Source organism: Pseudonocardia kunmingensis, assembly GCF_006716445.1.
Classification (GTDB): domain Bacteria; phylum Actinomycetota; class Actinomycetes; order Mycobacteriales; family Pseudonocardiaceae; genus Pseudonocardia; species Pseudonocardia kunmingensis.
The window spans coordinates 1,073,273-1,093,861 of the sequence record NZ_VFPA01000002.1 but is presented as its reverse complement, the minus strand read 5'-3'; the positions used below and the strand labels follow the sequence as shown (position 1 = coordinate 1,093,861).

General features: G+C 71.9%; 18 protein-coding genes and 1 pseudogene. 5 read left to right on the top strand and 14 right to left on the bottom strand.

All coding sequences use genetic code 11. The features are described from left to right. Positions 1-122: 122 nt before the first annotated feature. Entirely contained in the window at positions 123-1,736 is a 1,614-nt protein-coding gene (locus tag FB558_RS20985; RefSeq protein WP_142055998.1) for a thiamine pyrophosphate-dependent enzyme, read from the bottom strand. A gap of 234 nt (positions 1,737-1,970) precedes the next feature. Between FB558_RS20985 and FB558_RS20980 the strand changes: the two genes are divergently transcribed. Continuing rightward, the gene (locus FB558_RS20980) at positions 1,971-2,807 is read left to right on the top strand and encodes a glycoside hydrolase family 16 protein (protein ID WP_142055996.1); all 837 of its coding nucleotides are present in this window, start codon (positions 1,971-1,973) and stop codon (positions 2,805-2,807) included. Positions 2,808-2,862: 55 nt separating this feature from the next. Here the strand turns inward: FB558_RS20980 and katG are convergent, their stop codons facing one another. The 5 genes from katG to FB558_RS20955 form a co-directional block, all read right to left on the bottom strand. After that, the gene (gene katG / locus FB558_RS20975; protein ID WP_142055994.1) at positions 2,863-5,121 is read right to left on the bottom strand and encodes a catalase/peroxidase HPI; all 2,259 of its coding nucleotides are present in this window, start codon (positions 5,119-5,121) and stop codon (positions 2,863-2,865) included. 84 nt (positions 5,122-5,205) lie between these two features. Beyond that, the gene (locus FB558_RS20970) at positions 5,206-5,640 is read right to left on the bottom strand and encodes a Fur family transcriptional regulator (protein WP_142055992.1); all 435 of its coding nucleotides are present in this window, start codon (positions 5,638-5,640) and stop codon (positions 5,206-5,208) included. Between the two features lie 69 nt (positions 5,641-5,709). Then, entirely contained in the window at positions 5,710-6,177 is a 468-nt protein-coding gene (locus FB558_RS20965; protein ID WP_142055990.1) for a hypothetical protein, read from the bottom strand. Continuing rightward, positions 6,177-7,520 (bottom strand): molybdopterin-dependent oxidoreductase, encoded by a 1,344-nt coding sequence (locus tag FB558_RS20960; RefSeq protein ID WP_142055988.1) that lies wholly within the window; start codon positions 7,518-7,520, stop codon positions 6,177-6,179. The genes FB558_RS20965 and FB558_RS20960 overlap by 1 nt, the downstream gene beginning before the upstream one ends. Before the next feature lie 146 nt (positions 7,521-7,666). Then, positions 7,667-8,521: a helix-turn-helix domain-containing protein gene (locus FB558_RS20955; RefSeq protein ID WP_142055986.1), complete on the bottom strand. Its 855-nt coding sequence runs from the start codon at positions 8,519-8,521 to the stop codon at positions 7,667-7,669. A 56-nt stretch (positions 8,522-8,577) separates the two neighbouring features. On the opposite strand from FB558_RS20955, the gene FB558_RS20950 reads away from it, so the two are divergent. Next, positions 8,578-9,393, top strand: coding sequence for a phytanoyl-CoA dioxygenase family protein (locus FB558_RS20950; RefSeq protein ID WP_142055984.1), 816 nt, complete (start codon positions 8,578-8,580; stop codon positions 9,391-9,393). 135 nt (positions 9,394-9,528) lie between these two features. Next, positions 9,529-10,221, top strand: coding sequence for a hypothetical protein (locus FB558_RS20945; protein ID WP_142055983.1), 693 nt, complete (start codon positions 9,529-9,531; stop codon positions 10,219-10,221). Between the two features lie 11 nt (positions 10,222-10,232). Here FB558_RS20945 and FB558_RS20940 read toward each other — a convergent pair whose 3' ends face one another. Continuing rightward, entirely contained in the window at positions 10,233-10,793 is a 561-nt protein-coding gene (locus FB558_RS20940) for a MarR family winged helix-turn-helix transcriptional regulator (RefSeq protein ID WP_246106639.1), read from the bottom strand. Between the two features lie 211 nt (positions 10,794-11,004). Here FB558_RS20940 and FB558_RS20935 point away from each other — a divergent pair. Both FB558_RS20935 and FB558_RS20930 read left to right on the top strand, forming a co-directional pair. Beyond that, positions 11,005-11,367: pseudogene (locus FB558_RS20935) on the top strand (histone-like nucleoid-structuring protein Lsr2); the annotation flags it as partial. A gap of 256 nt (positions 11,368-11,623) precedes the next feature. After that, the gene (locus tag FB558_RS20930) at positions 11,624-12,673 is read left to right on the top strand and encodes a zinc-binding dehydrogenase (protein ID WP_142055979.1); all 1,050 of its coding nucleotides are present in this window, start codon (positions 11,624-11,626) and stop codon (positions 12,671-12,673) included. Between the two features lie 9 nt (positions 12,674-12,682). On the opposite strand, the gene FB558_RS20925 is transcribed toward FB558_RS20930, so the two are convergent. The 7 genes from FB558_RS20925 to FB558_RS20895 form a co-directional block, all read right to left on the bottom strand. After that, positions 12,683-13,942 (bottom strand): MFS transporter, encoded by a 1,260-nt coding sequence (locus FB558_RS20925; RefSeq protein WP_142055977.1) that lies wholly within the window; start codon positions 13,940-13,942, stop codon positions 12,683-12,685. Between the two features lie 11 nt (positions 13,943-13,953). Further along, a complete protein-coding gene (locus FB558_RS20920) occupies positions 13,954-14,838 on the bottom strand; it encodes a carbohydrate ABC transporter permease (RefSeq protein WP_142055975.1) in 885 nt (294 codons plus the stop codon). A gap of 12 nt (positions 14,839-14,850) precedes the next feature. Then, positions 14,851-15,798 carry a carbohydrate ABC transporter permease gene (locus FB558_RS20915; protein WP_142055973.1) on the bottom strand — a complete coding sequence of 316 codons (948 nt, stop codon included), beginning with the start codon at positions 15,796-15,798 and terminating at the stop codon, positions 14,851-14,853. A gap of 14 nt (positions 15,799-15,812) precedes the next feature. Continuing rightward, entirely contained in the window at positions 15,813-17,150 is a 1,338-nt protein-coding gene (locus FB558_RS20910; protein WP_142055971.1) for an ABC transporter substrate-binding protein, read from the bottom strand. A gap of 63 nt (positions 17,151-17,213) precedes the next feature. Beyond that, positions 17,214-18,293, bottom strand: coding sequence for an alcohol dehydrogenase catalytic domain-containing protein (locus tag FB558_RS20905; RefSeq protein WP_142055969.1), 1,080 nt, complete (start codon positions 18,291-18,293; stop codon positions 17,214-17,216). 32 nt (positions 18,294-18,325) lie between these two features. Next, complete coding sequence (locus tag FB558_RS20900) at positions 18,326-19,198, bottom strand: sugar phosphate isomerase/epimerase family protein (RefSeq protein WP_142055967.1); 873 nt, start codon at positions 19,196-19,198, stop codon at positions 18,326-18,328. 41 nt (positions 19,199-19,239) lie between these two features. Next, a complete protein-coding gene (locus FB558_RS20895; RefSeq protein ID WP_142055966.1) occupies positions 19,240-20,316 on the bottom strand; it encodes a Gfo/Idh/MocA family protein in 1,077 nt (358 codons plus the stop codon). Positions 20,317-20,589 lie beyond the last annotated feature (273 nt).

Below are 20,589 nucleotides of genomic sequence, written 5' to 3'. Positions count from 1 at the left end.
GTCAACCATCAAAGGTTTTACTGGTTGAGGGACGGTAGAGGCCGCACGTGACGAGCGCCAGGGCGTCCCGAGACAGGGTACGACGAGCGGCAGTGTCGTGCGCCACACCTCCGGCCCCCTCGTCACGGCGAGAGCACCGCGGGGTCGACGACGACGTGGACGAGCGCGAACACCCCCTCGGCAACGGCCTCGAGCGCGCGCTCGACGGCCCCGGCGGCCTCGGCGTCGGCCCGCACCGTCTCGGCGTGCCCCCCGTACGCGCGCGCGAGCGCGGCGAAGTCCGGGTTCGCGAGCCGCGTGCCCGACACCCGCCCGGGGTACTCGCGCTCCTGGTGCATGCGGATCGTGCCGTACTGGCCGTTGTCCATGACGACGACCAGGAACGCGGCGCCTTCCTGCGCCGCCGTCGCGAGCTCCTGGCCGTTCATCAGCAGCTCGCCGTCGCCCGCCACGGCCACGACCGCGCGTCCGGGGTGCTCGAGCGCGGCCACGACCGCCGCGGGCACCGCGTAGCCCATGGAGCCGTTGCGCGTGGCCAGCTCGCCCGGGTAGCGGTCGACGGGGAGGAGCCGTGCCCACGCCGTGTGGTTGCCGGCACCGACGGTCTGGAGGGCGTCGGAGGTCCGCGCCGCGATCTCGCGCAGCACGGTGGTCATGCCCGTGCCGCGCGCGAGCCGGGCGAGCTCCTCCTCGTACGCCCGCCTGCCCGCCTCCGTCCACGGGCGCCAGACCTCCGCCCGGTCCAGGTCGAGCTCGGCGACGGCGCGCGCGAACGCGGTCGGGGCCGCGAGGACGTGCCGGCTCACCGCCCCCGAGCGACCGCGCAGGCCCGGGTCGATCGTCACGACCACGGTCGCCGCGTCGGGATCCTGGCGCAACCGGTACCCGCCGGTGACGACGTCGCCGAGCACAGCGCCGACCGTGACGAGCAGGTCCGCCTCCTCCAGCATGCGCGCGGCGTACGCGGGGCCGCCGAACGCGAGCTGGCCGACGCACGAGGGCGAGGCGGTGGGCACCCGGTCGGCCGCGTGCCACTCCTGCACGATCGGCAGCGCGTTGCGCTCGGCGAACCGGGTGGTGGTCGCCGCGGCGTCCGGCGTCCAGCGTGCGCCGCCGACCAGCAGGAGCGGCCGCTCGCTGCGCTGCAGCCGCGCGACGAGATCGGCGAGGTCGCACTCGCTCACCGTGCCGTCGACGACCGGAAGGGGCTCGTGGAGGCGCCCCGCGAACGGGGCGGCCACCACGTCCTCCGGCAGGCCGACGACGACGGGGCCGGGCCGCCCGCTCGTCGCGGCGAAGAAGGCCTCGGCGACGACCTCGCTCGCGCGGTCGGGCTCGTCGAGCACGAGCACGCGCTTGGTCTGCGTGCCGAACCAGGCGGCCGGGTCGAACTCCTGGAAGGACTCCCGCTGCCGGTCCCCGATCGGCACGAGGCCGACGAACAGGACGAGCGGGGTGGCGTCCTGCCATGCGGTGTGGACGGCGACGAACGCGTTCGCCGCCCCCGGCCCGCGGGTCACCATGGCGACGCCCGGCGTGCCCGTGAGCTTGCCGTGGGCCTCGGCCATGTAGGCGGCGCCGCCCTCCTGGCGGCAGACGACGTTGTGGATCCCGGACTCGTACAGCCCGTCGAGCAGCGCGAGGTAGCTCTCCCCCGGCACCGAGTAGACGCGCCGGACGCCGTGCCGGACCAGGGAGTCCACGATCGCGCGGCCGGCGTGCGTGGGCGTGGTCATCTCGGCTCCCCGGGATCGGATCGCGCCGCGGGCGGCGACGCGACGGCAGCGTAAGGACCGGGCGGGCACGCCCTCCAATACCGATGTTGTGGGCCGTCGATCGCATCGCGGCATGGCCCTCAGCCGGCCCACCGGGGCCCGTTATGTCCGGTTGCCGTTCCCCCGATAGGGTGCTTCTCCGCACGCCGGCGCTCCCCGCGGCTCCCCTTCCGGCGTACGCGTCGAGGAGGCAGGATGTCCCGGTTCCCGCGGCGCGCGTGCTGCGCACTGCTCGGTGCCGTCGTTCTCGTGCTGGCCGGATGCGGGAACCCGACCGCGATGCACGAACCGGACCTCCTCCAGGCGCTGCCGGCCCCCTCACCCCCGCCGACGGCCGTCCCCACGCCGTCCCTGGACGACGCCCGCTCCTCCGACCGCGGGCCCACCGCCGACCGGGACGAGTGGCGGCTGGTCTTCAGCGACGACTTCGACTCCAGGCTCGACCCGCAGGTGTGGAACCGCTACAACTCGGTGGGCGGGTTCGGCAACGGCTGGCGCCGCCCCGAGGCGATCACCACGAGGAACGGCGCGCTGCGCATCACCGCCCGCGGCGACGTCTCCGGCGGCATGAACCACGAGCACAGCCAGACCTACGGGCGCTGGGAGTTCCGCGCGCGCACCGAGAAGGGCCGGGGCCGGGGCTCGGCGATCCTGCTGTGGCCGGACTCCCTGGACAAGGAGGCCGACGGCGAGCTGGACATGATGGAGGTCCCGCGCGAGGACCGCTCGCAGGCCCACTTCGTGATCCACTACTCGGCGCAGAACAAGCTCGCCGGCAACAAGGTCAGCGGCGACTTCAGCCAGTGGCACACCTTCGCCATGGACTGGCTCCCCGACCGGATCACCTGGTACGTCGACGGGGTCAAGCAGTTCGAGACGACCGACCGCAACGTCATCCCCACCAGCCGGATGCACCTGGCGATCCAGCTCGACATGGGCCCGTACGAGGAATGGATCCTCGCCCCGGACCACACCACGCCCGCCGAGGTCAGCCTCGAGGTCGACTGGGTGCGCGTCTACGCGCGACGGTAACGAACGCCCCGGTCCTCCGCATCCGCGGCGGACCGGGGCGTCGTCGGTCGGTGCCTTACCGCAGGTCGAACCGGTCCAGGTTCATGACCTTGTCCCACGCCTTGACGAAGTCACGGACGAACTTCTCCTTCGCGTCGTCGGCGGAGTACACCTCGACGATTCCGCGCAGGATCGAGTTCGACCCGAAGACCAGGTCGACCGCCGTGGCGGTGCGCACGACGTTCCCGTCGGCGGCGCGGCCCTCGTAGACACCGTCGGCGTCCTTCGACGTGCTCCACGCGACCCCGAGGTCGAGCAGGTTGCGGAAGAAGTCCTGGGACAGGACCCCCGGCCGGTCGGTGAAGACGCCGTGCTGCGCGCCGCCGGTGTTCGCGCCGAGCACGCGCAGGCCGCCGACCAGCAGGGTCAGCTCCTTCGCCGTGAGCTCGAGCATGTAGGCGCGGTCGACGAGCAGCGTCTCCGGCTCGAGCTTCACGTCCGGGGCGATCCAGTTGCGGAAGCCGTCGGCGCGGGGCTCGAGGAAGGCGAACGTGTCGACGTCGGTCTGCTCCTGCGAGGCGTCGGTGCGGCCGAGCGCGACCGGCACGGTGACGTCCACGCCGGCGTCGGCGGCGGCCTTCTCCACGGCGGCCGCGCCACCCAGCACGATCGTGTCGGCCAGCGAGACGGGCTTGCCGAACGCCGTGCGGACCTCGTCGAGCTTCGCGACGACCTCCTGCGTCCCGGCGTTGACCGCCCAGCTCGCCTGCGGCTCGAGCCGCAGGCGGGCGCCGTTCGCGCCACCGCGCTTGTCGGTGCCGCGGTAGGACGCGGCCGAGGACCATGCGGTGTGCACGAGCTGCGAGACCGTCAGACCGGAGGCGAGGATCTGCTTCTTGAGCTCGGCGGCGTCGGACTCCGACAGCAGCTCGTGCTCGACCGGCGGCAGCGGGTCCTGCCAGAGCTGGACCTCTTGCGGCACCCACGGGCCGACGTAGCGCGACACCGGGCCCATGTCGCGGTGCAGCAGCTTGAACCAGGCCCGCCGGTAGGCGTCGGCGAACTGCTCGGGGTTGTCGCGGAACCGCTCGGCGATCTTGCGGTACTCCGGGTCGGTGATCAGCGCGAGGTCGCTCGTCAGCATCATGGGCGGGTTCTTCTTGCCCTCGATGTGCGCGTCGGCCACGAGCTCCTGGCCCTCGGGCTGCTTGGGCTTCCACTGCTTGGCGCCCGCAGGGCTCTCGGTGAGCTCCCACTCGAAGCCCAGCAGCGTGTCCCAGTAGCTGTTGTCCCACTGGGTGGGCGTCGGGGTCCAGGCGCCCTCGAGGCCGCTGGTGATGGTGTCGGCGCCCTTGCCGGTGCCGTTCTGGTTCTGCCAGCCGAGCCCGACCGAGTGCACCGGGCACGCCTCCGGCTCCGGGCCGACGAGGTTCGGGTCGCCCGCGCCGTGCGCCTTCCCGAACGTGTGCCCACCGGCGATGAGCGCGATGGTCTCCTCGTCGTTCATCGCCATCCGGCCGAAGGTCAGGCGGATGTCGTGGGCCGACGCGAGCGGGTCCGGCTGGCCCTTCGGGCCCTCCGGGTTGACGTAGATCAGGCCCATGGTGACGGCGCCGAGGGCACCCTCGAGCTCGAGCGGGGCGTCGCCGCTGTAGCGCTCGTCGCCGAGCCAGGTGTCCTCAGGACCCCAGAAGACCTCCTCCGGCTGCCACGTGTCCTCCCGGCCGAAGGCGAAGCCGAAGGTCTCGAAGCCCATGTCCTCGTGCGCCACGTTGCCGGCGAGGACCAGCAGGTCGGCCCAGGACAGGCTGCGCCCGTACTTCTGCTTGACCGGCAGCAGCAGGCGGCGGGCCTTGTCGAGGCTGGCGTTGTCGGGCCAGCTGTTGAGCGGGGCGAAGCGCTGGGCGCCGGAACCGGCACCGCCGCGCCCGTCGACCTGGCGGTAGGTGCCCGCCGCGTGCCACGACATGCGGATGAACAGCGGGCCGTAGTGGCCCCAGTCGGCGGGCCACCAGTCCTGCGAGGTGTGCATGACCTCGACGATGTCGGCCTTGACCGCATCGAAGTCCAGCTGGGAGACGGCCTTCTTGTAGTCGAAGTCCTCGCCGAGCGGGTCGGAGTCGGGCGAGGTCTTGTTGAGGATGTTCAGGTCGACCTGGTTCGGCCACCAGTCGCGGTTGGACCGCGGCCGGCCGCTCCGGTGCGAGGTGGGACCCGCGATGGCCGGGTTCTCGCTCTCGCTCCTGCTCTCGGTGCTGTCGGTGCCCTGGGGGCTCGCGGACGAGTCGCGGGGCTTCGGGTCGGCCACGGCCGGGTTCTCGCTCTCGGTGGGCACGTCGGTCCTTTCCTCGGGACGCCGGTCGTGGAGGGCCGACCGGCCTGGTGGTGGGGTGCGTCTGGGTCCGTGGCGGGCGCGCGCTCAGCGGCCCGCGGACGGAGTCTGGCAGGCGGGGCAGAGGCCCCAGTACACGATCTCGGCCTCCTCGATCTCGAAGCCGGCGTGGTCGGACGCCGTCAGGCACGGGGCCTCGCCGATGGCGCAGTCGACATCGCTCACCGCCCCGCAGGAGCGGCACACGAGGTGGTGGTGGTTGTCGCCCACCCGCGCCTCGTAGCGGGCGACCGAACCCGCCGGTTGGATGCGGCGCACCAGGCCGGCGTCGGTGAGGGCGCGCAGGACGTCGTAGACGGCCTGGTGCGACACCGATCCCAGCCGCGCCCGCGTGGCCGCGAGGAGGGTTTCGGTGTCGGCGTGCGGATGGTCGTACACCGCCGACAGCACGGCCTTGCGCGGCGCGGTGACGCGCAACGCCGCCTCGCGCAGGAGGTGCTCGGCCTGCGGTGGGTTCTGCACGACAGGGATCTCAGCACGAAGTCCTGACTGGATCAAGTCCAGAAACCGGCCGTGGTCGTCCGGACCGCGTCAGCGGCGCGCCCGCAGGACCCGCACCAGGTACACGAGCGCCGACGCGGCGGCCATCCCGGCGACCAGCAGCACCCACCGCCCGGCGACCGGGGACGTGTCCAGCCCCGACGCCGCCCGCAGCGCCGGCTCACCCCGGCCGAGGATGCCCGGCAGGAACAGCAGGAACGTCAGCCCGGCGCCGAGCAGGGGCACCCGCACGTGGTTGACGAGCGGCACCCGCGGGTGCGCCCGTCGACGACGGATCCCCTCGCGGGAAACGGCGTTCACCAGCCGGTCCCCCGCGGCGTAGAGCGGGAACAGCACGAAGTCGTGCAGGGCGACGGCGGCCAGGAACCACGCCAGCATCACCGGCCACGCGGGGTCGCCCGCGACGATCGCGACCGCGCCGCCGGTGACGGCCAGGCAGACCAGCACGGCCGGCAGGTGACCCGCCCCGGCGCCGTAGGAGCGGTGCAGACGTCCCATCACGCGCTCCGGAACTCGATGGTGCGGACCCACTTCGTGCACTTCACCGCCGGCAGCGCGGGCACGATCACGCGCGCCGGGAACCCGTGGTCCGGCGAGAGGTCGGCACCGTTGACCCGCAGAGCCAGCAAGGAGTCCGGGTCGAGGACCTGCCCGGGGTGGAGCGCGGACTGCGCTCCCTCCTCCACCGAGCGCACCAGTGCCGACGCCGGTTCGGGCACGCCCGCGAGCGCGGCGAGGTCGCGCAGCCGGACCCCGGTCCAGGTCTGCACGGTCGACCAGCCCTCGACGCAGGCGATCGGCAGCCGGGCGGTGTGCTGCGGAAGCGCGGAGAGCGCGGCCAGGTCGAGCGCCCGGGTCCCGTCGCCGGTGAGCTCCAGGCGCCAGCTCGTTCCGACGTCCGCGGGTGCGATGCGGCTGGCGGCGAACGTCTTGTTCACCGGGAAGTCGTTCGGCCCGCCGTCCGCGCCCGCGGTGGTGCGTCCGCGGGGCAGCAGGAACGCCGTACCGCGGACCGCGTCCCCCAGGGTCTGGCCGAGGGTCAGGACCCCGACCAGCACCATCCCGCCGCCGACGAGGGCGAGTGCCCCCCGCCGGCTGATCGTGGGCGCCGACGGCTCCTCCGCCACCAGCCCCGACCCGTCGTCCGGCTCCGGTGTGGTCCCGGCCAGCGGCGTCCGCAGGTCCTCGCGCAGCGAGCGGGAACGGGCGCCGCGCAGCGCCCGCGGCAGCATGATCGCCACATGCGCGACGAACGCGCCGACGAACACCCAGGCGCCGGCGTAGTGCGCGGCGTAGAAGCTGAACCCGAACGCGTAGTCGTACTGGATGTTCAGGACACCGGTGGCGATCTCGAACAGGATGCTGCCGACCAGCAGCAGCAAGGTCACCCGCTCCAGCAGCTGTGCGATCGAACGCACCGGCGGCCACGCGAACAGCTTCGGGATGACCGACCACAGCTTCGCGAGCACGACCGGGACGACCACGAGCCCGAGCCCGACGTGCAGGCCCTGGTTGAGCCGGTAGAGCCACGACGGCCGCGTGGGCCAGTCGAAGACCGGCAGCCGCAGCAGGCCGACGTCACCCGGGATGGCCCCGCCGAGCTGCGGGCCGTAGGCCACGTAGCTGAGCAGGCCGGTCACGATCACGACGGGCAGCCCTGCCAGCAGGACGAGCCCGAGCACGGACGTCAGCCAGGGGCCGCGCAACGGGCTGCGCCAGCGCGGCAGCGGCGGGCGCAGGCGGGCGACCGCGCGCCAGAGCGGCGCCGGGAACCCGTACTCCTGCACGACGTCGTCCTGGGCGGGCACCGCGTCCGGTACCGGATCGCTGGGGCGGGTCATGCTCGGGACGTTAGGAGGAGGAGGGCCCAGCCTGCGGCGGATCGCGCTTACGGTCCGCTGACGTCGGCCCGCGGCGCGAGGACGGCGAGCTCCCCACCTGACGAACGGCACTCCCGCCGGTACCTAGCCGACGAAAGTGCCGTTCGTCATGCGAATCCCGTCTCCCCCTGATCGCGGTTGCGGTACGCCGTGGGGCTCTGCCCGGCGAACCGCGCGAAGCGCTGGGAGAAGTACAGCGGGTCCTCCCACCCCACCTCCCGGGCGATGACGCCCACCGGGCGATCGGTGAGGTCGAGCAGCTGCTTCGCCCTGATCAGCCGCTGCTGCTCGACGTAGCGCTGCGGGCTCGTCCCCAGGTGCTCCCGGAACAGCCGGGTGAGCCGCGACGTCGACAGGTGCACCACCTCCGCCAGGCGGGCCACGTCGAGCGGCTCGGCCAGGTGCGCGTCGACGTGGTCGAGCACCCGCAGGACGCGCTCGTCGGTGCGGGCACCGAGATGGTTCTGCGTGTCGCACCACAGCAGCGCCTCCTCGAGCGCGTTCACCGCGAAGAGCTCGGCCCGGGCGAGCGCACCCCGCCCGGCCCTGGCGCTCCGGTGCAGCGCCGCGACGATCCGCCGGTGGACCTCCCCGTCCGCCGTGATGCGGCCGATCCCGGGCAGCGGCTGCGGCCAGGCCAGGAGCGGCATCCACTCCGGCCGCGGGTGGAAGTGGGAGAACAGGATCTCCCATCCCGTGCTGCCCGGCGCGGTGGCGTAGTCGTGCAGTACCCGCGGCCGCAGGAGCACGGCGTCCCCGGGGCCTGCCCGCACCACACCCCCGTCCGCGTCCCCGAACCCCCCCGCCCCGGAGACGGTGTGGATGAGCAGCCAGTCGGTCGTACCCCGACGCCGGAACGTCGCGTACTCCGGGCCCTCGTCGAGGTGCCCACCCAGAACCCGTGTGACGACCGGGACGAACCCGTTGGCCCGGCCCGCACGCCCAGCGCCCGGATCTTCCATGTTGTGGGCCAGTCCTCCCATGGTCGTGCAGCCAGGCCCCGACGAACCTGGATCGTATGTCCGATGCCGTGCTCGCCCCGTCCGCTCCCGTCGCCGAGACCTACGCCCGCCTCGGGGTCGTGCTCGTGCGCTCGCTGCTCGACGCCGCCGAGGTGACCGAGATCCGCGAGGCGTTCACCACGCAGGTCGAGCAGGACCGTTCCGTCGGCCACGACGACGGCGTGCCGGCCGACGACGTGCTCGCCCGCTATCCCCGCATCGTCCACCCGCACCGCCGCACGGATCTGCCGATCGGCAGGCTCGCCCGCCGGTGGATGCTCGATCCCCGGATCGTCGACCGGGTGGCGGAGATGATCGGACCGCCGCTGGCCGCCCAGTCGATGTTCTACTTCAAGCCGCCCACCGCGCGGGGCCAGGCCCTGCACCAGGACAACCTGTTCCTCCAGGCCCACCCGGAGACCTGCCTCGCCGCCTGGATCGCGGTCGACGACTGCGACGCCGCGAACGGCGGCCTGCAGGTCGTGCCCGGGTCGCACCGCTACGAGATCGTCTGCCCCGGTGCGGCCGACCCGGCGGAGTCGTTCACGACGATCGCGATCGACGCTCCCGACGGGTTGTCGGCGGTGCAGACCGAGATGCGGGCGGGCGACGCGCTCTTCTTCCACGGCAGCACCGCGCACGGCTCGGGCCCGAACCGCACCACCGACCGGTTCCGGCGTTCGCTGATCTTCCACTACGTGCCGCAGGCGAGCGTCGAGATCGCCCGCTTCTACAACCCCCTGCTCACACCCGCGGGTGACGAGGTCGACGTCGCGGTCGCGGACGGCGGAGGGGCGTGCGGCGAAGGCTGGACGCCGGCGGGTCCGCACTGAGCGGTCCGCGACACGTTCGGCCGGTGGCCCGGTCGCCCGATCGGCGTGCTGTCGGGCCCGGCCGGGCGGATTCGGCGATACTCTGCCGATGATGCCCGGGGCGACGACCGCGCAGCTGCGCGGGAGTGCGTTCCGATGATCCCACTGCTCGCGGTCGCGGCAGGTCTCGGCATCGCGGGGATCGACCCGGGCGGCGCCCTGATCGCGATCGGCGCGCTCGCGATGGGTGCTCGCGAGCGCGACGTCATGGCCTTCGGGTTCGTCTCCGTCCTCGGCACCGCGCTGCTGGGAACGGTCCTGTCCCTGACCGTCGGGCAACGGCTGCTGACCGTCCGCTGGAGCGCGCTCCTCCCCCCGGATCGGCTCGCCGCGCTCATCGAACTGCTGATCGCCGCCGGTCTGGTGTGGTGGGCGGTCGTGCGCCTCCGCAGGCCGGCAGCGCGTCCGCCCCGTCCGAAGGGCCGAACCCGGACGAGCGGCGCGGCCCTGCTCGGTCTCGCCGTCCTGTGGGCGGCGGCCGCGGTGCTCGACCCCACGTTCGTCGGCCTCGTCGTCGTCGCCGGCCGCGAGGATTCCGTCCTCACCGTCGGCGCCGCTCACCTGCTGTGGATCGTGGTGAGCCAGGCCCCGCTGATCGCGCTGATGGTCGCGATCGCCCGCGGTCACGAGAAGCGGGCGGTCGCCTGGTTCCAGCGCGCCTGGGAGCGCGTTCGCCCCGTGGCGTTCGCCATCGGTACCGGGGCGCTGCTCCTGGCGGGAGCGGTGTTCGCCCTCGACTCCCTGTGGTGGTTCTTCACCGAGCAGTTCCTGATCACGATCCCCGAGTAGCGGGGCGGCGTTCAGAAGCGGCGGCTGACCCAGTCCCGGGACTGCGCGGCACGGGCGAGCTTGGTCAGAACGGTGTTGAGCACGTCCAGTTCCTCGGGCGTGAGCAGCCCGGCCCACTCGGCCTCGCGGCGGTTGTGGGCGCGGAAGGCCGCCTCGAAACGCTCGGTCCCACCCGTGGTGAGCGAGAGGACCACGCCGCGCCGGTCGCGCTCGTCCGGGCTCCTGGTCACCAGACCGGCGGACTGCAGCGTGGTGGCCAGGCTGGACACCGCCGCGCGGCTCATCCCCGTGACCTCCGCCGCCCGCCTGGACTCCTGCGGGCCGGCCACCCACAAGGCGAACAGCAGCCGGAACGCCGACCAGCTCCACCCGGCGGGACGGTGGACGGTGGACTCGAGGTCGTAGACGACCGTGCTCACCACCCGGTGCAGCAGCAGCACCATCGCCATGGCCGAGCGGTTCGTCCCCGGCAGCTGCTCGGCCGTCCGGTCGAGGGCGATCCCGACGAAGGACAGGAACCGGTCCGCGGCGTCGCCGGTCCCGGCGGGACCGGGTTCGAAGGGCTGGGTCACCGGTCGATGGTAGGAGCCAGGGGGCACGGTCGGCCGTGCCCCCGACACCCACGGGCCCGACGATTCGGGTGCACGGCGGTTTCGCGCGTGATGCTAACGTGACCGATCGCTGCAGCCGCTCATGCCGATCCCTGCGTATCAGTTCCTCCGGCCAGGGCGGGTTGCGGCGAAATCGATCGGCGGAACAATCATTCGGAACGGGAGAGCCTCCGTGGCGCAGAAGGTCACTGTGATGCTGGTGGACGACCTCGACGGGACCCGGGCATCGGACACCGTCGCCTTCGGCCTCGACGGACGCTCCTACGAGATCGACCTCTCCGAGGCGAACGCGGCGAAGCTGCGCGACACCATGGCCGTCTACGCGGCGGCGGGCCGCCGGACCGGTGGCCGCGCCCGGCGTGCCACCGCGCCCGACACCACGCAGAACGGCGCAGCCGAGAGCTCCACGGCCGCCACCCCCGCCGCGGATCGAGCCCGGACGGCCGCGATCCGCGAATGGGCACGCGAAGCCGGGCTCGACGTCTCCACCCGGGGGCGCATCCCGAACTCCGTCACCGAGGCCTACGACAACCGCGAGGCCCGGCCCGCCACCTCCGACCCGGCTCCGGCTCCGGCTCCGGCTCCGAAGAAGAAGCCGCGTCGGCTCGAGAAGGTCGCCGACCCGTTCAACCCCGAAGCGGCCACCGCCTGACACCCGCATTGATCCACGCTGTTCACCGATCTCCCGCAGGAATACGCCGACCCCGCCGACGGTGACGGGTCGGGGGAGCCCGGCCAAGGCGTTGATGAACGCGCATCCACGGATGTGGGTGCCGAGAGAAGGGTGGGGAATGGCCGTCCCCGAGACCATGCGCGCGGTGCGGATCACCCAGCACGGAGGGCCGGAGGTCCTGGAGCGGGCCGAGGTACCCGTGCCCACCCCGCAGGCAGGGGAAGTGCTGGTGCGCGTCACTGCCGTCGCACTGAACAACACCGACCTGTGGACCCGGCAGGGCGCCTACGGCCGCCCGGACGACCCGGAGGCGCTGTCGGGCTGGCGCGGGCCGATCGACTTCCCGCGCATCCAGGGCGCAGACGTCGCCGGTGTGATCGCGGGCACCGGGACCGGCGTGGACGACGGCCTCGTGGGTCGCCGGGTGGTGGTCGATCCCGCGATCTACGACGCCGCCGGGCCGGATGCCGACCCGGTGGGCCTGATGGGCAGCGAGCGCGACGGCGGGTACGCCGAGTACGTGACCGCGCCTGCGGAGCAGGTGCACGACGTCACGCGGTCCGCGCTCACCGACGACCAGCTCGCGACGCTGCCGACCGCGTACGGCACGGCGCTGGGCATGATCGAACGGGGTCGGCTGCGGGAGGGCGAGACCGTCCTGGTCACCGGGGCCTCCGGCGGTGTCGGCGTGGCGCTGGTGCAGATCGCCCGCGCACGCGGCGCGCGGGTGCTCGCCGTCAGCAGCGGCTCCAAGATCGAGTCGGTGCGCAAGGCGGGCGCGCACGAGGTCGTCGACCGCGCGCACGACGTCGTCGAGCAGGTCCGCGCCGCCGCCCCCGACGGCATCGACGTCGCACTCGACGTGGTCGCCGGGCAGCTCGTGGGTGCGGGCCTGCCGCTGCTCCGCGAAGGTGGCCGGTGGGTGATCGCGGGCGCCCTCGGCGGCTACGACGTGGCCTTCGACGTGCGCCGCCTCTACCTGCACAACGCGCAGGTGATCGGCTCCGCGATGCACACGCCCAGCCACTTCGAGCTCCTCATGGCCATGGCACGCGATGCCGAGATCCAGCCCGTCATCGCCGCGAGGTTCCCGCTGGACCGGGCCGCGCACGCGCAGGAGGAGCTCGCCCGCAGGAACCACGTGGGCAAGATCGTCCTGAACCCGTAGCCGGGCGGGTCACGACCGGTCCTCCCGGAGGAGGACCGACGGCCTCCGCGGCCGGCGCACGACGCCGAACGCGATCGTGCCCGTCGCGGTGATCGCCGCCAGCACGAGGAACGCCGCCCGGTACCCGTTCGCTCCGGCGAGCGCGGTGCCGAGCAGCGGGCCCACCACCAGTCCGATCGAGACGAACCCCGCGGACCACCCCATGATCGAGCCGAACGAGCCGACGCCGAAGTAGTCCGCGCGCAGTGCGGTCATGACCGGCCCGCGCAGTCCCCACGCGACTCCGTGGACGGTGGCCGCCAGCACCAGGAGCCCGGCACCGGACACGGTCGCGAGCGCGACCAGCGCAACCGTGTGCACGACCATGCAGACCGCGGCCAGGATGCGCTTGTCGACGCGGTCGCCCATCACCCCGGTGACGACCTGGCCGAGCAGCTGGCCCGTCGACATGAGCGCGACCGCGAGGCCCGCGGTCGCGAGCGGGATGCCGTGCTCGTGGGTCATCAGCGGCACCAGGTGCAGGTTCACCGCGCTGACCGCCACCAGCGCCGCGCCGTGGCCTGCGACGAGCAGCCAGAACGCGGCGGTCCGCAGTGCGGCGCGCAGGTCGTGATCGTCCGTCCGCGCGTGGCCACCGCCTCGCACCGGCTCGCCGGCCTTCACGTCGAGCCCCGCGGACGCCGGCACGCGCCGCCGAACGCTCCGGTCGGTGGGGAGAGCCGCACATGCCGCCACCCCGACCACGAGGGTCACGACCGCCACGCCGACGAACGTCGCGCGCCAGCCCCATCCGTCGAGCGCCCAGGTCACGAGCGGGACGGCCAGCCCGCCGAGCGCGATCCCGGTCGGCAGCAGCCCCAGCGCCAGCGTCCGGCGCTGCGGCATCGCCTGCACGACCGCCACGGTCAGCGGTGTGACGCCCGCGGCCGAGCACCCGAGCGCGATCACCACGACGGCGGCGACGAGGTGCGACGGGCCGGTGGCGGCGCCGGCCAGCGCGAACCCGACCGCCGTGATGACCGTGCCCGCCCGGGCCACCGCCCGGGCCCCCAGCCGGTCGCAGCACCACCCCGTGAGGGGCGCGAGGAAGCCGTTGCCCAGCTGGACGATCGCGTAACCGACGGCGACGACCCCCGGCGACCACCCGGTGTCAGCGGTGATCGCCACGAGGTAGGCGCCGAAGGCGCTCATGATCAGACCGCTCTGCAGTGCGAGCAGCACCGACCCGCCGACCACGACCCACCACGGGCTCCGCGTCGCCCGGTGCACCGGCTCCCCGGCTACTTCGTCGCGCCGGCGGTGAGACCTTCGATGATGTGCCGCTGGAAGAACAGGAACATGATGATCAACGGTAGCGAGGCGAGCAGGGCTCCGGCGAGCAGGATGCCGTACTGCGACTCGAACGGGCCGAGCAGCGAGGCGGTGCCCAGGTTGACGACGAACATGTCGTCGTCGGTCGTGACGATGAGCGGCCAGAAGAAGTCGTTCCAGTACGAGAGGAACGTGATGGTGCCGGCGACCGCGAGCCCCGGCCGGACCAGCGGCACGACGATGCGCCACCACAGACCGAACTCGCTGACCCCGTCCACCCGGGCGGCGTCGAGCAGCTCGTCGGGGACGCTGATCGTGTACTGCCGCATCAGGAAGACCGCGAACGCGTTGGCGGCGACCGGGAGGATCAGCGCCCAGTAGGTGTTGAACCCGCCGAGCTCACGGACGATCTGGAACTGCGGCACCAACAGCACCTGGAACGGGATCAGAACGGTCCCGAGCACGAGCATGAACAGCAGGTTCTTGCACCGGAACTCGTACTTCGAGAAGGCGAACCCGGCCAGCGAGCTGATGAACAGGGTCAGCGCGGTGCCGAAGACGGCGACGACGACCGTGTTCAGGTACCACCGCGCGTACGGCAGGAGGTCGAACAGCGCAGCGACGTTGTCCAGGGTGAGATCGCGCGGGAAGAAGCGGATCGGGGTCGCGAAGATCTCGTTCTGCGGTTTGAAGGCGCTGACCATCATGAAGACGTAGGGCGCGGCCATGGAGATCGCGGCGACGGCGAGGAGGCCGGTGACGACGACGGTGAGCCGCCGGCTCCTCCGCCGACGGTGCCGCCCCGGCCCTGCCGCACGTGGGAGATCGCCCACGGAGACGGATGTCGTACTCATCGATCCACCCCTTCACTCGGACGTGCGGTAGCCGCGGAACAGCATGATGTTCACGATCGACAGGACCAGGAGCACCGCGAACATCGAGTACGCGATCGCACTCGCGTAGCCGATGTTGAAGTAGCGGAAGCCCTGCTGGTAGAGGTACAGCGAGAGGGTCAACGATGCGTCGGCCGGGCCGCCCTCGGTCATCAGCAGCGGCTGGGCGAACAGGTTGTAGGACCCGACGATCGCCTGGATCACGACGAACAGCGCCACCGGCCGCAGCAACGGCAACGTCACGTACCGGAACGTCTGCAGCGCGTTCGCACCGTCGACGGTCGCGGCGTCGTAGTAGTCCTGGTTGATCGCCGCCAGTCCGGCCAGCCAGTACAGCGAGTTCAGCCCGAGGTAGGTCCAGATCCCCATCAGGATCATCGAGGGCATCACCACCCGCGGATCGGTGATCCACCCCACTTCGACGCCGAACGTCCCCAGCATCGCGTTGAGCAGCCCGAAGTTCGTGTCGAAGACCTGCAGGAAGATGACGGAGATGACGACCGAGGACGTGATGACGGGCATGAAGAAGATGACCTTGAAGAGCGTCTTGACCGCCAGGAACCTCGACCGGAACAGGAGAGCCAGACCGAGCGCCAGCGGGGAGAGGAGGAAGACGCTCCCCATCATGTAGTACGTGGTGTTGAGCACCGCGCGGAGGTACTGCGGATCCCCGAGCATGTAGGCGTAGTTGTCCAGACCCACGAACGTCAGGCCGGTGAACCCGAAGCCCTGGAAGAAGCTCAGGTACAGCGAGTAGGCGATCGGGAAGATCCCGAAGACGCCGAAGATCACGAAGAACGGGACGAGGAAGAGATAGGGGGCGGTGCGCCTGCGCAGCAGCCATGACGACCCGCGACCGGCGCGCGGCCGTTCCGGCCCGGGTGTGGAGATGCTCGACGGTGTGTCGACGGTGGTGGCCATGAGTCCTCACCCATTCACGGAGTCGCCAGATCGATGACCTTCAGTGCCTCTTCCTGCGCGTTCTGCATCGCCACGGCCGGCTCCAGATCGCCCCGCATTCCGGGCGTGATACCCGCCCGGAGCGTCGCCTGCGTGACCTGCGGCCAGAACGGTGAGTTGTACCAGTTGTTGATCTCTGACGCGTAGTCACCGATGAGCGCCCCCACCGGTTGGTCGCGGAAGAACTCCGCCGGCTCGTTGAGCCACGGCTCCGCGTAGGCGGGCCGGTAGGTGGGGAAGTTCTGGCGCTGGTCGAAGTCGAACCGGACGGACTCGATGTCGGTGTGCATGAAGATGACGAAGTCCACGGCCTCGTCGGGCAATGGGCAGGACCGCGTGACGCAGACCCCGGTCCCGCCCCAGGTGGCGGCGCGCGACGGCGACGCGCCACCCCCGTCCCATCGGGGAAAGGGCTGCAGCCGCCACTTCCCCGCGGTTTCCGGGAGGTAGCTCTGGGTGTTCCCGCTGAAGAGCCAGGGCGGGCCGAACACCGTCGCCACCGTTCCGTTGCCGAGGGCGGCGAAATGCTGCGGGCTGTCACTCTCGAGGTTGCTGCTCAGCATCGCCCAGCCGTCCTCGACGGCCTTGCGCCGGAACTCGACGGTGCGGATGCCGTACTCGTCGGCGACGCGCGGCATCCCGGCCTCGTCGAAGAAGCCGCCGCCCTGCTGGAGGGTGAACATCCACCACTCCCCCCAGTCGAGGTACTCGACGTCGACGAGGTAGCGGCCGGTGTCCCGGCGGTACCGCCGCGCCTCCTCGGCGAGTTGGTCCCAGGACCCGATCGGCGTGGTGACCCCGGCATCCTCGTAGAGGTCGGCGCGATAGCACATCAGGCACGTGTTCTGCTCGCTGCCGATCCCGTAGATCCCGCGGCGGTACGACCAGGGATCGAGCGCCGACGGCACGTAGAACTGGTCCACCAGGTTCCGGCGGTGCAGTTCCGGGCCCATGTCGACGAACATGGGCTCGCCTCGGACGTAGTTGCCGAAGCGACTGATCTCGATGTCGCAGATGTCCGGTCCGCCGGAGCCGGCCATCGCCGCGACGAGGATCTTGTCGTGCAGCTGCTCGAAGGGCAGGTACACGAACTCCAGCTCGAAGTCCGGGTTGTTCTGCTGCCGGTAGCGGCGCCACGCGTTCTGGTGCCACTGCCCGCGGCTGTTGCGGTCCCACGCCCACACCTGCAGGACCGGTCTGCCCCCGACCGTTCGGCGGGACTCGGTTGCGCAGCCGCTCGCTCCGAACCCGGCGGCGGCGAGCGCCCCGATCGAGGAGAACTTGAGGAAATCTCGGCGTGCGAGTCGTGACACGGAAACCACTCCTTTGTGGCAATTCCCCGGAGGGGCACGGCCGGTGTGCCGCGTCTTACCGGATCAGGACTTTCCCTTTCCCGCCGGGCCCGGATCCGCCGCCAGGAGGATCACGGACTTGATGGTGTCGGGTTCGGCGTGGAAGGCCTCGGCGTAGCGCTCGAGGGGGACGGTGGTCGTGAGCAGGCCGTGCAGCCACTCCGGGTCGGCGTGCAGCAGGGCGGCGTGCGCGGCCTCGAAATGCCCGCGGCCGGAGCTGGACACGCCGGTGATCGTGCGGTTGCCCCCCGTCAGGCGTCCGCTGAGGACGGAGAGCTCCATCGTGGGGTCGGTCCCCCGGTGGCCGCCCGCCACCAGGCACAGCACCCCGCCAGGGCCGGTCGCAGCGATGGCGGCAGCCACCAGTTCGCCGGTGCACTCGACGACGGCGTCGAATCCGCCGCGCCCGGTGCCGCCGAGCGCGGTGCCGAGATCGTGGGCGCCCTCGTGGTAGACCGCACCGAGCGCCTTCACCTGACGGACCTTCGGCCCACCGCCCACCTGGTCGACGACGTGGACCTCGTAGCCGCGCTGGGCGCCCAGCAGCGCGGCCAGGAGACCGATCGGCCCGGCACCGAGGACGAGCGCCCGCCCGGACCGCCGCGACGAGGCGTCCACGCGCTCCCACGCCTTCGCCACGATGCTGGCCGGCTCGACGAGCACGCCGGCCAGCCCGAGCCGCGGGCTCACGGCGACGGCGTAGCGGTCGGCGAGGACGTAGCGCTCGGCGGCGTAGCCGTCGCGGCCTTTGATGCCGCGCTCGGTGAAGTCGCCGTTCAGGCAGATGTCCAGCTCGCCCACCGCGCAGTTCGGGCACGGATGCGGGTCCGGGCGCCGCACCAGACCCGCGACCAGGTCGCCCGGTGCGAACCGGGAGCCGGACGGGGCCCGGCGAACGCGCCCGAGCGACTCGTGGCCGAGCACGAGCCGGTCGCCGGGCGCGCCGCCGCGGAGGCCCCGTGCGAGGAGTGAGCGGTCGGTGCCGCAGACGCCCACCGCGATGCCGTCGACGAGCAGGTCCGCGTCGTCGGGCGTCGGCTCCGCGAGGTCCGCCAGGCCGAGTCGGGCCCCCTCCTCGCCGGCGTGGATCACCAACCCGTGCATCGGCGTCCCCTCCTCTCCCCGGTGCGGCCCGGCTAGATGCCGAGCTCGCGGAGGTTCTTCCGGCTGGCGGTGGCGCTCTCCAGCGGACTGGCCTTCTGCGTCACGTCCGTCTCGACGATCAGCCAGCCGTCGAAGTCGACGCCGTCCAGGACCGAGAACAGGCCGGTGAAGTCGACCCCACCCTCGTTGATCTCGGTCCAGATCCCGTGCTCCTCGAAGGTCTTGTAGTCCCAGCCCGCGGCGGCGCCCTCGTCGCGCACGGCCGGGACGACGTCCTTCAGGTGCATCGTCTTGATCCGGGTCGCGTGCCGGCGGGCGAACTCGACGACGTCGACGCCGGCCCACGCCAGATGACCGGTGTCGGGACCGAGGAACACCACGTCGGGGTCGACCGCGGCGAGGAGCCGTTCGATCTCGTCCTCGGTCTCGACGAAGGTTCCGGCGTGGTTGTGGTAGCAGGCGCGCACGCCGAGGCCGAGCATCACCTCGCCGACCGCCTGCAAGGTGTCCGCCAGCTGCCGGAACTCGGGCTCGGGCAACGCGTCCTCGGCCGTGACGTGGCCGACGGCCTGCCGCCGTGTCCGGCCCGACGCGGTCGGGCGGTCGAACCCGCCTGCGGAGACGTAGACCTCGGTCAGCCCCAGTTCCTTGGAGAGCTCGGCGTACCGCCGCGCCGCAGCGATGTTCTCCGCACGCCGGGCGGCGTCCCAGAAGTCGCCCCACAGGTATCCGGGCGCGACATCCAGCCCGCGGCCGTCGAAGTAGGCCTTGATCTCCTCTGCGTTCTCGCCGTGGCGCGGGCTCCAGGGCGCGCCCTCGTAGCCGGCGCGACGGATGTCGTCGAGCGCGGCGTCGTCGGGGAGGCCGCGCCACGTGATCTGCCCACATCCGAGTCGGACCTGCATGTCTCTTCTCCTCCTGGTCGGGTGGTGCCTCGGGTGGTGCCTCAGACGAGCAGGCGTTCTCGTGCATCGGCCGGGATCGGGGACGGCGGGGTGCACGTGGTGGTCAGCTCCACCCGCTCGCCGCGCTCGCCGGACCGGACCAGCGCGCCGACCAGATCCACCACGTGGCAGGCGAGCTCGGCGCTCGCACGGGGGATGCGGCCTTCCTGGATCGCGACGACCATCTCGGCCACACCGAGACCGCGCTGGTTGTGCGGGCCGCCGTTGGTCGGGCCGCTTCCCGGCAGCTCGTTCCAATCCCGCTCGCCGTAGCGGCGGATGTACGCCGGATCCGCGAAGTTGTTCGGGTTGGGCAGTGTGATGGCTCCGTCCGTGCCGTACACGTGGACGGCGGGGATCTCGGATCGGTGGGCGATGCCCCAGACCAGCGACACATTCGCGACGGCGCCACTCGCGAACTCGACGACACCGGAAACCGAGATCGCGGCCCCCATCGGTCGTTGCTCCGCCGTCTTTCCCGCTGTCGAGGTCCGCGCTGCCCCGCTCACCCGGACGGCGGGTCCGAACAGGTTGACCAACGCGCTCAGGTAGTACGGCGCCATGTCGAGGAACGGTGTGCGCCCCTCGGAGTAGGCGCTGGGGACGGTGAGCGAGCTGCGGAGCATGACCGCCGTCGCGGACAGGGGGCGACCGATGCGGCCCGCCGCCAGCGCCGCCCAACCCGCCTGGAACCCGGAACCCAGCAGCGTGTCGGGGGCGCAGGCGAGGGAGAGCCCGCGCCGGGCGGCCTCCGCGACCAGTTCCTGAGCCTCAGCCGCGCTCGTGGCCAGCGGTTTCTCCGAGTAGACGTGCTTGCCTGCGGCCAGTGCCGCACGCGTCACGCCGACGTGTGCCGCAATCGGGGTCAGGTTGAGGACGAGTGCGATCGAGCGGTCGGCGACGAGCTCGTCCGGGGTGACGGCGTGGGGGATCCGGTACCGGTCAGCGACGTGTGCGGCCGCGTCGGAGTCGATGTCCGCGACCGCGACCACGTCCGTCACCGGACTCCGGATCAGATTGGGCAGGTATTGGTGGCTGACCTTGCCGCAGCCCAGGATTCCGATGCGAACCGGTTCCATGGTGGCCCCCTGGAGGCCGATCGACGCAGGCTGAACACATCGCCCGACGTCGAACGGGAGACGGAGTCAGAGGAAGGAGCGGATGGCGGAATTTGTTATGATTCCGCACCTAACATACGCCGCCGGCGGGATTTGTCAACAGTCAGAACAAGATGGTTATCGCGACCGGTGAAGATCGCATTGCGCTTCGCGATGATCCGCATCGGAGCTCTGCACCATCACATGCAAGACGCCCGTACGGTGATCGGGCAGTCTCGGGCCCGCCCTGGATGC

Excerpts from the sequence above, each read along its gene's own strand:
- FB558_RS20985 (WP_142055998.1), bottom strand. The coding sequence starts at position 1,736 with ATGACCACGCCCACGCACGCCGGCCGCGCGATCGTGGACTCCCTGGTC.
- FB558_RS20980 (WP_142055996.1), top strand. The coding sequence starts at position 1,971 with ATGTCCCGGTTCCCGCGGCGCGCGTGCTGCGCACTGCTCGGTGCCGTC.
- FB558_RS20965 (WP_142055990.1), bottom strand. The coding sequence starts at position 6,177 with ATGGGACGTCTGCACCGCTCCTACGGCGCCGGGGCGGGTCACCTGCCG.
- FB558_RS20960 (WP_142055988.1), bottom strand. The coding sequence starts at position 7,520 with ATGACCCGCCCCAGCGATCCGGTACCGGACGCGGTGCCCGCCCAGGAC.
- FB558_RS20955 (WP_142055986.1), bottom strand. The coding sequence starts at position 8,521 with ATGGAAGATCCGGGCGCTGGGCGTGCGGGCCGGGCCAACGGGTTCGTC.
- FB558_RS20950 (WP_142055984.1), top strand. The coding sequence starts at position 8,578 with ATGTCCGATGCCGTGCTCGCCCCGTCCGCTCCCGTCGCCGAGACCTAC.
- FB558_RS20945 (WP_142055983.1), top strand. The coding sequence starts at position 9,529 with ATGATCCCACTGCTCGCGGTCGCGGCAGGTCTCGGCATCGCGGGGATC.
- FB558_RS20930 (WP_142055979.1), top strand. The coding sequence starts at position 11,624 with ATGGCCGTCCCCGAGACCATGCGCGCGGTGCGGATCACCCAGCACGGA.
- FB558_RS20920 (WP_142055975.1), bottom strand. The coding sequence starts at position 14,838 with ATGAGTACGACATCCGTCTCCGTGGGCGATCTCCCACGTGCGGCAGGG.
- FB558_RS20915 (WP_142055973.1), bottom strand. The coding sequence starts at position 15,798 with ATGGCCACCACCGTCGACACACCGTCGAGCATCTCCACACCCGGGCCG.
- FB558_RS20905 (WP_142055969.1), bottom strand. The coding sequence starts at position 18,293 with ATGCACGGGTTGGTGATCCACGCCGGCGAGGAGGGGGCCCGACTCGGC.
- FB558_RS20900 (WP_142055967.1), bottom strand. The coding sequence starts at position 19,198 with ATGCAGGTCCGACTCGGATGTGGGCAGATCACGTGGCGCGGCCTCCCC.
- FB558_RS20895 (WP_142055966.1), bottom strand. The coding sequence starts at position 20,316 with ATGGAACCGGTTCGCATCGGAATCCTGGGCTGCGGCAAGGTCAGCCAC.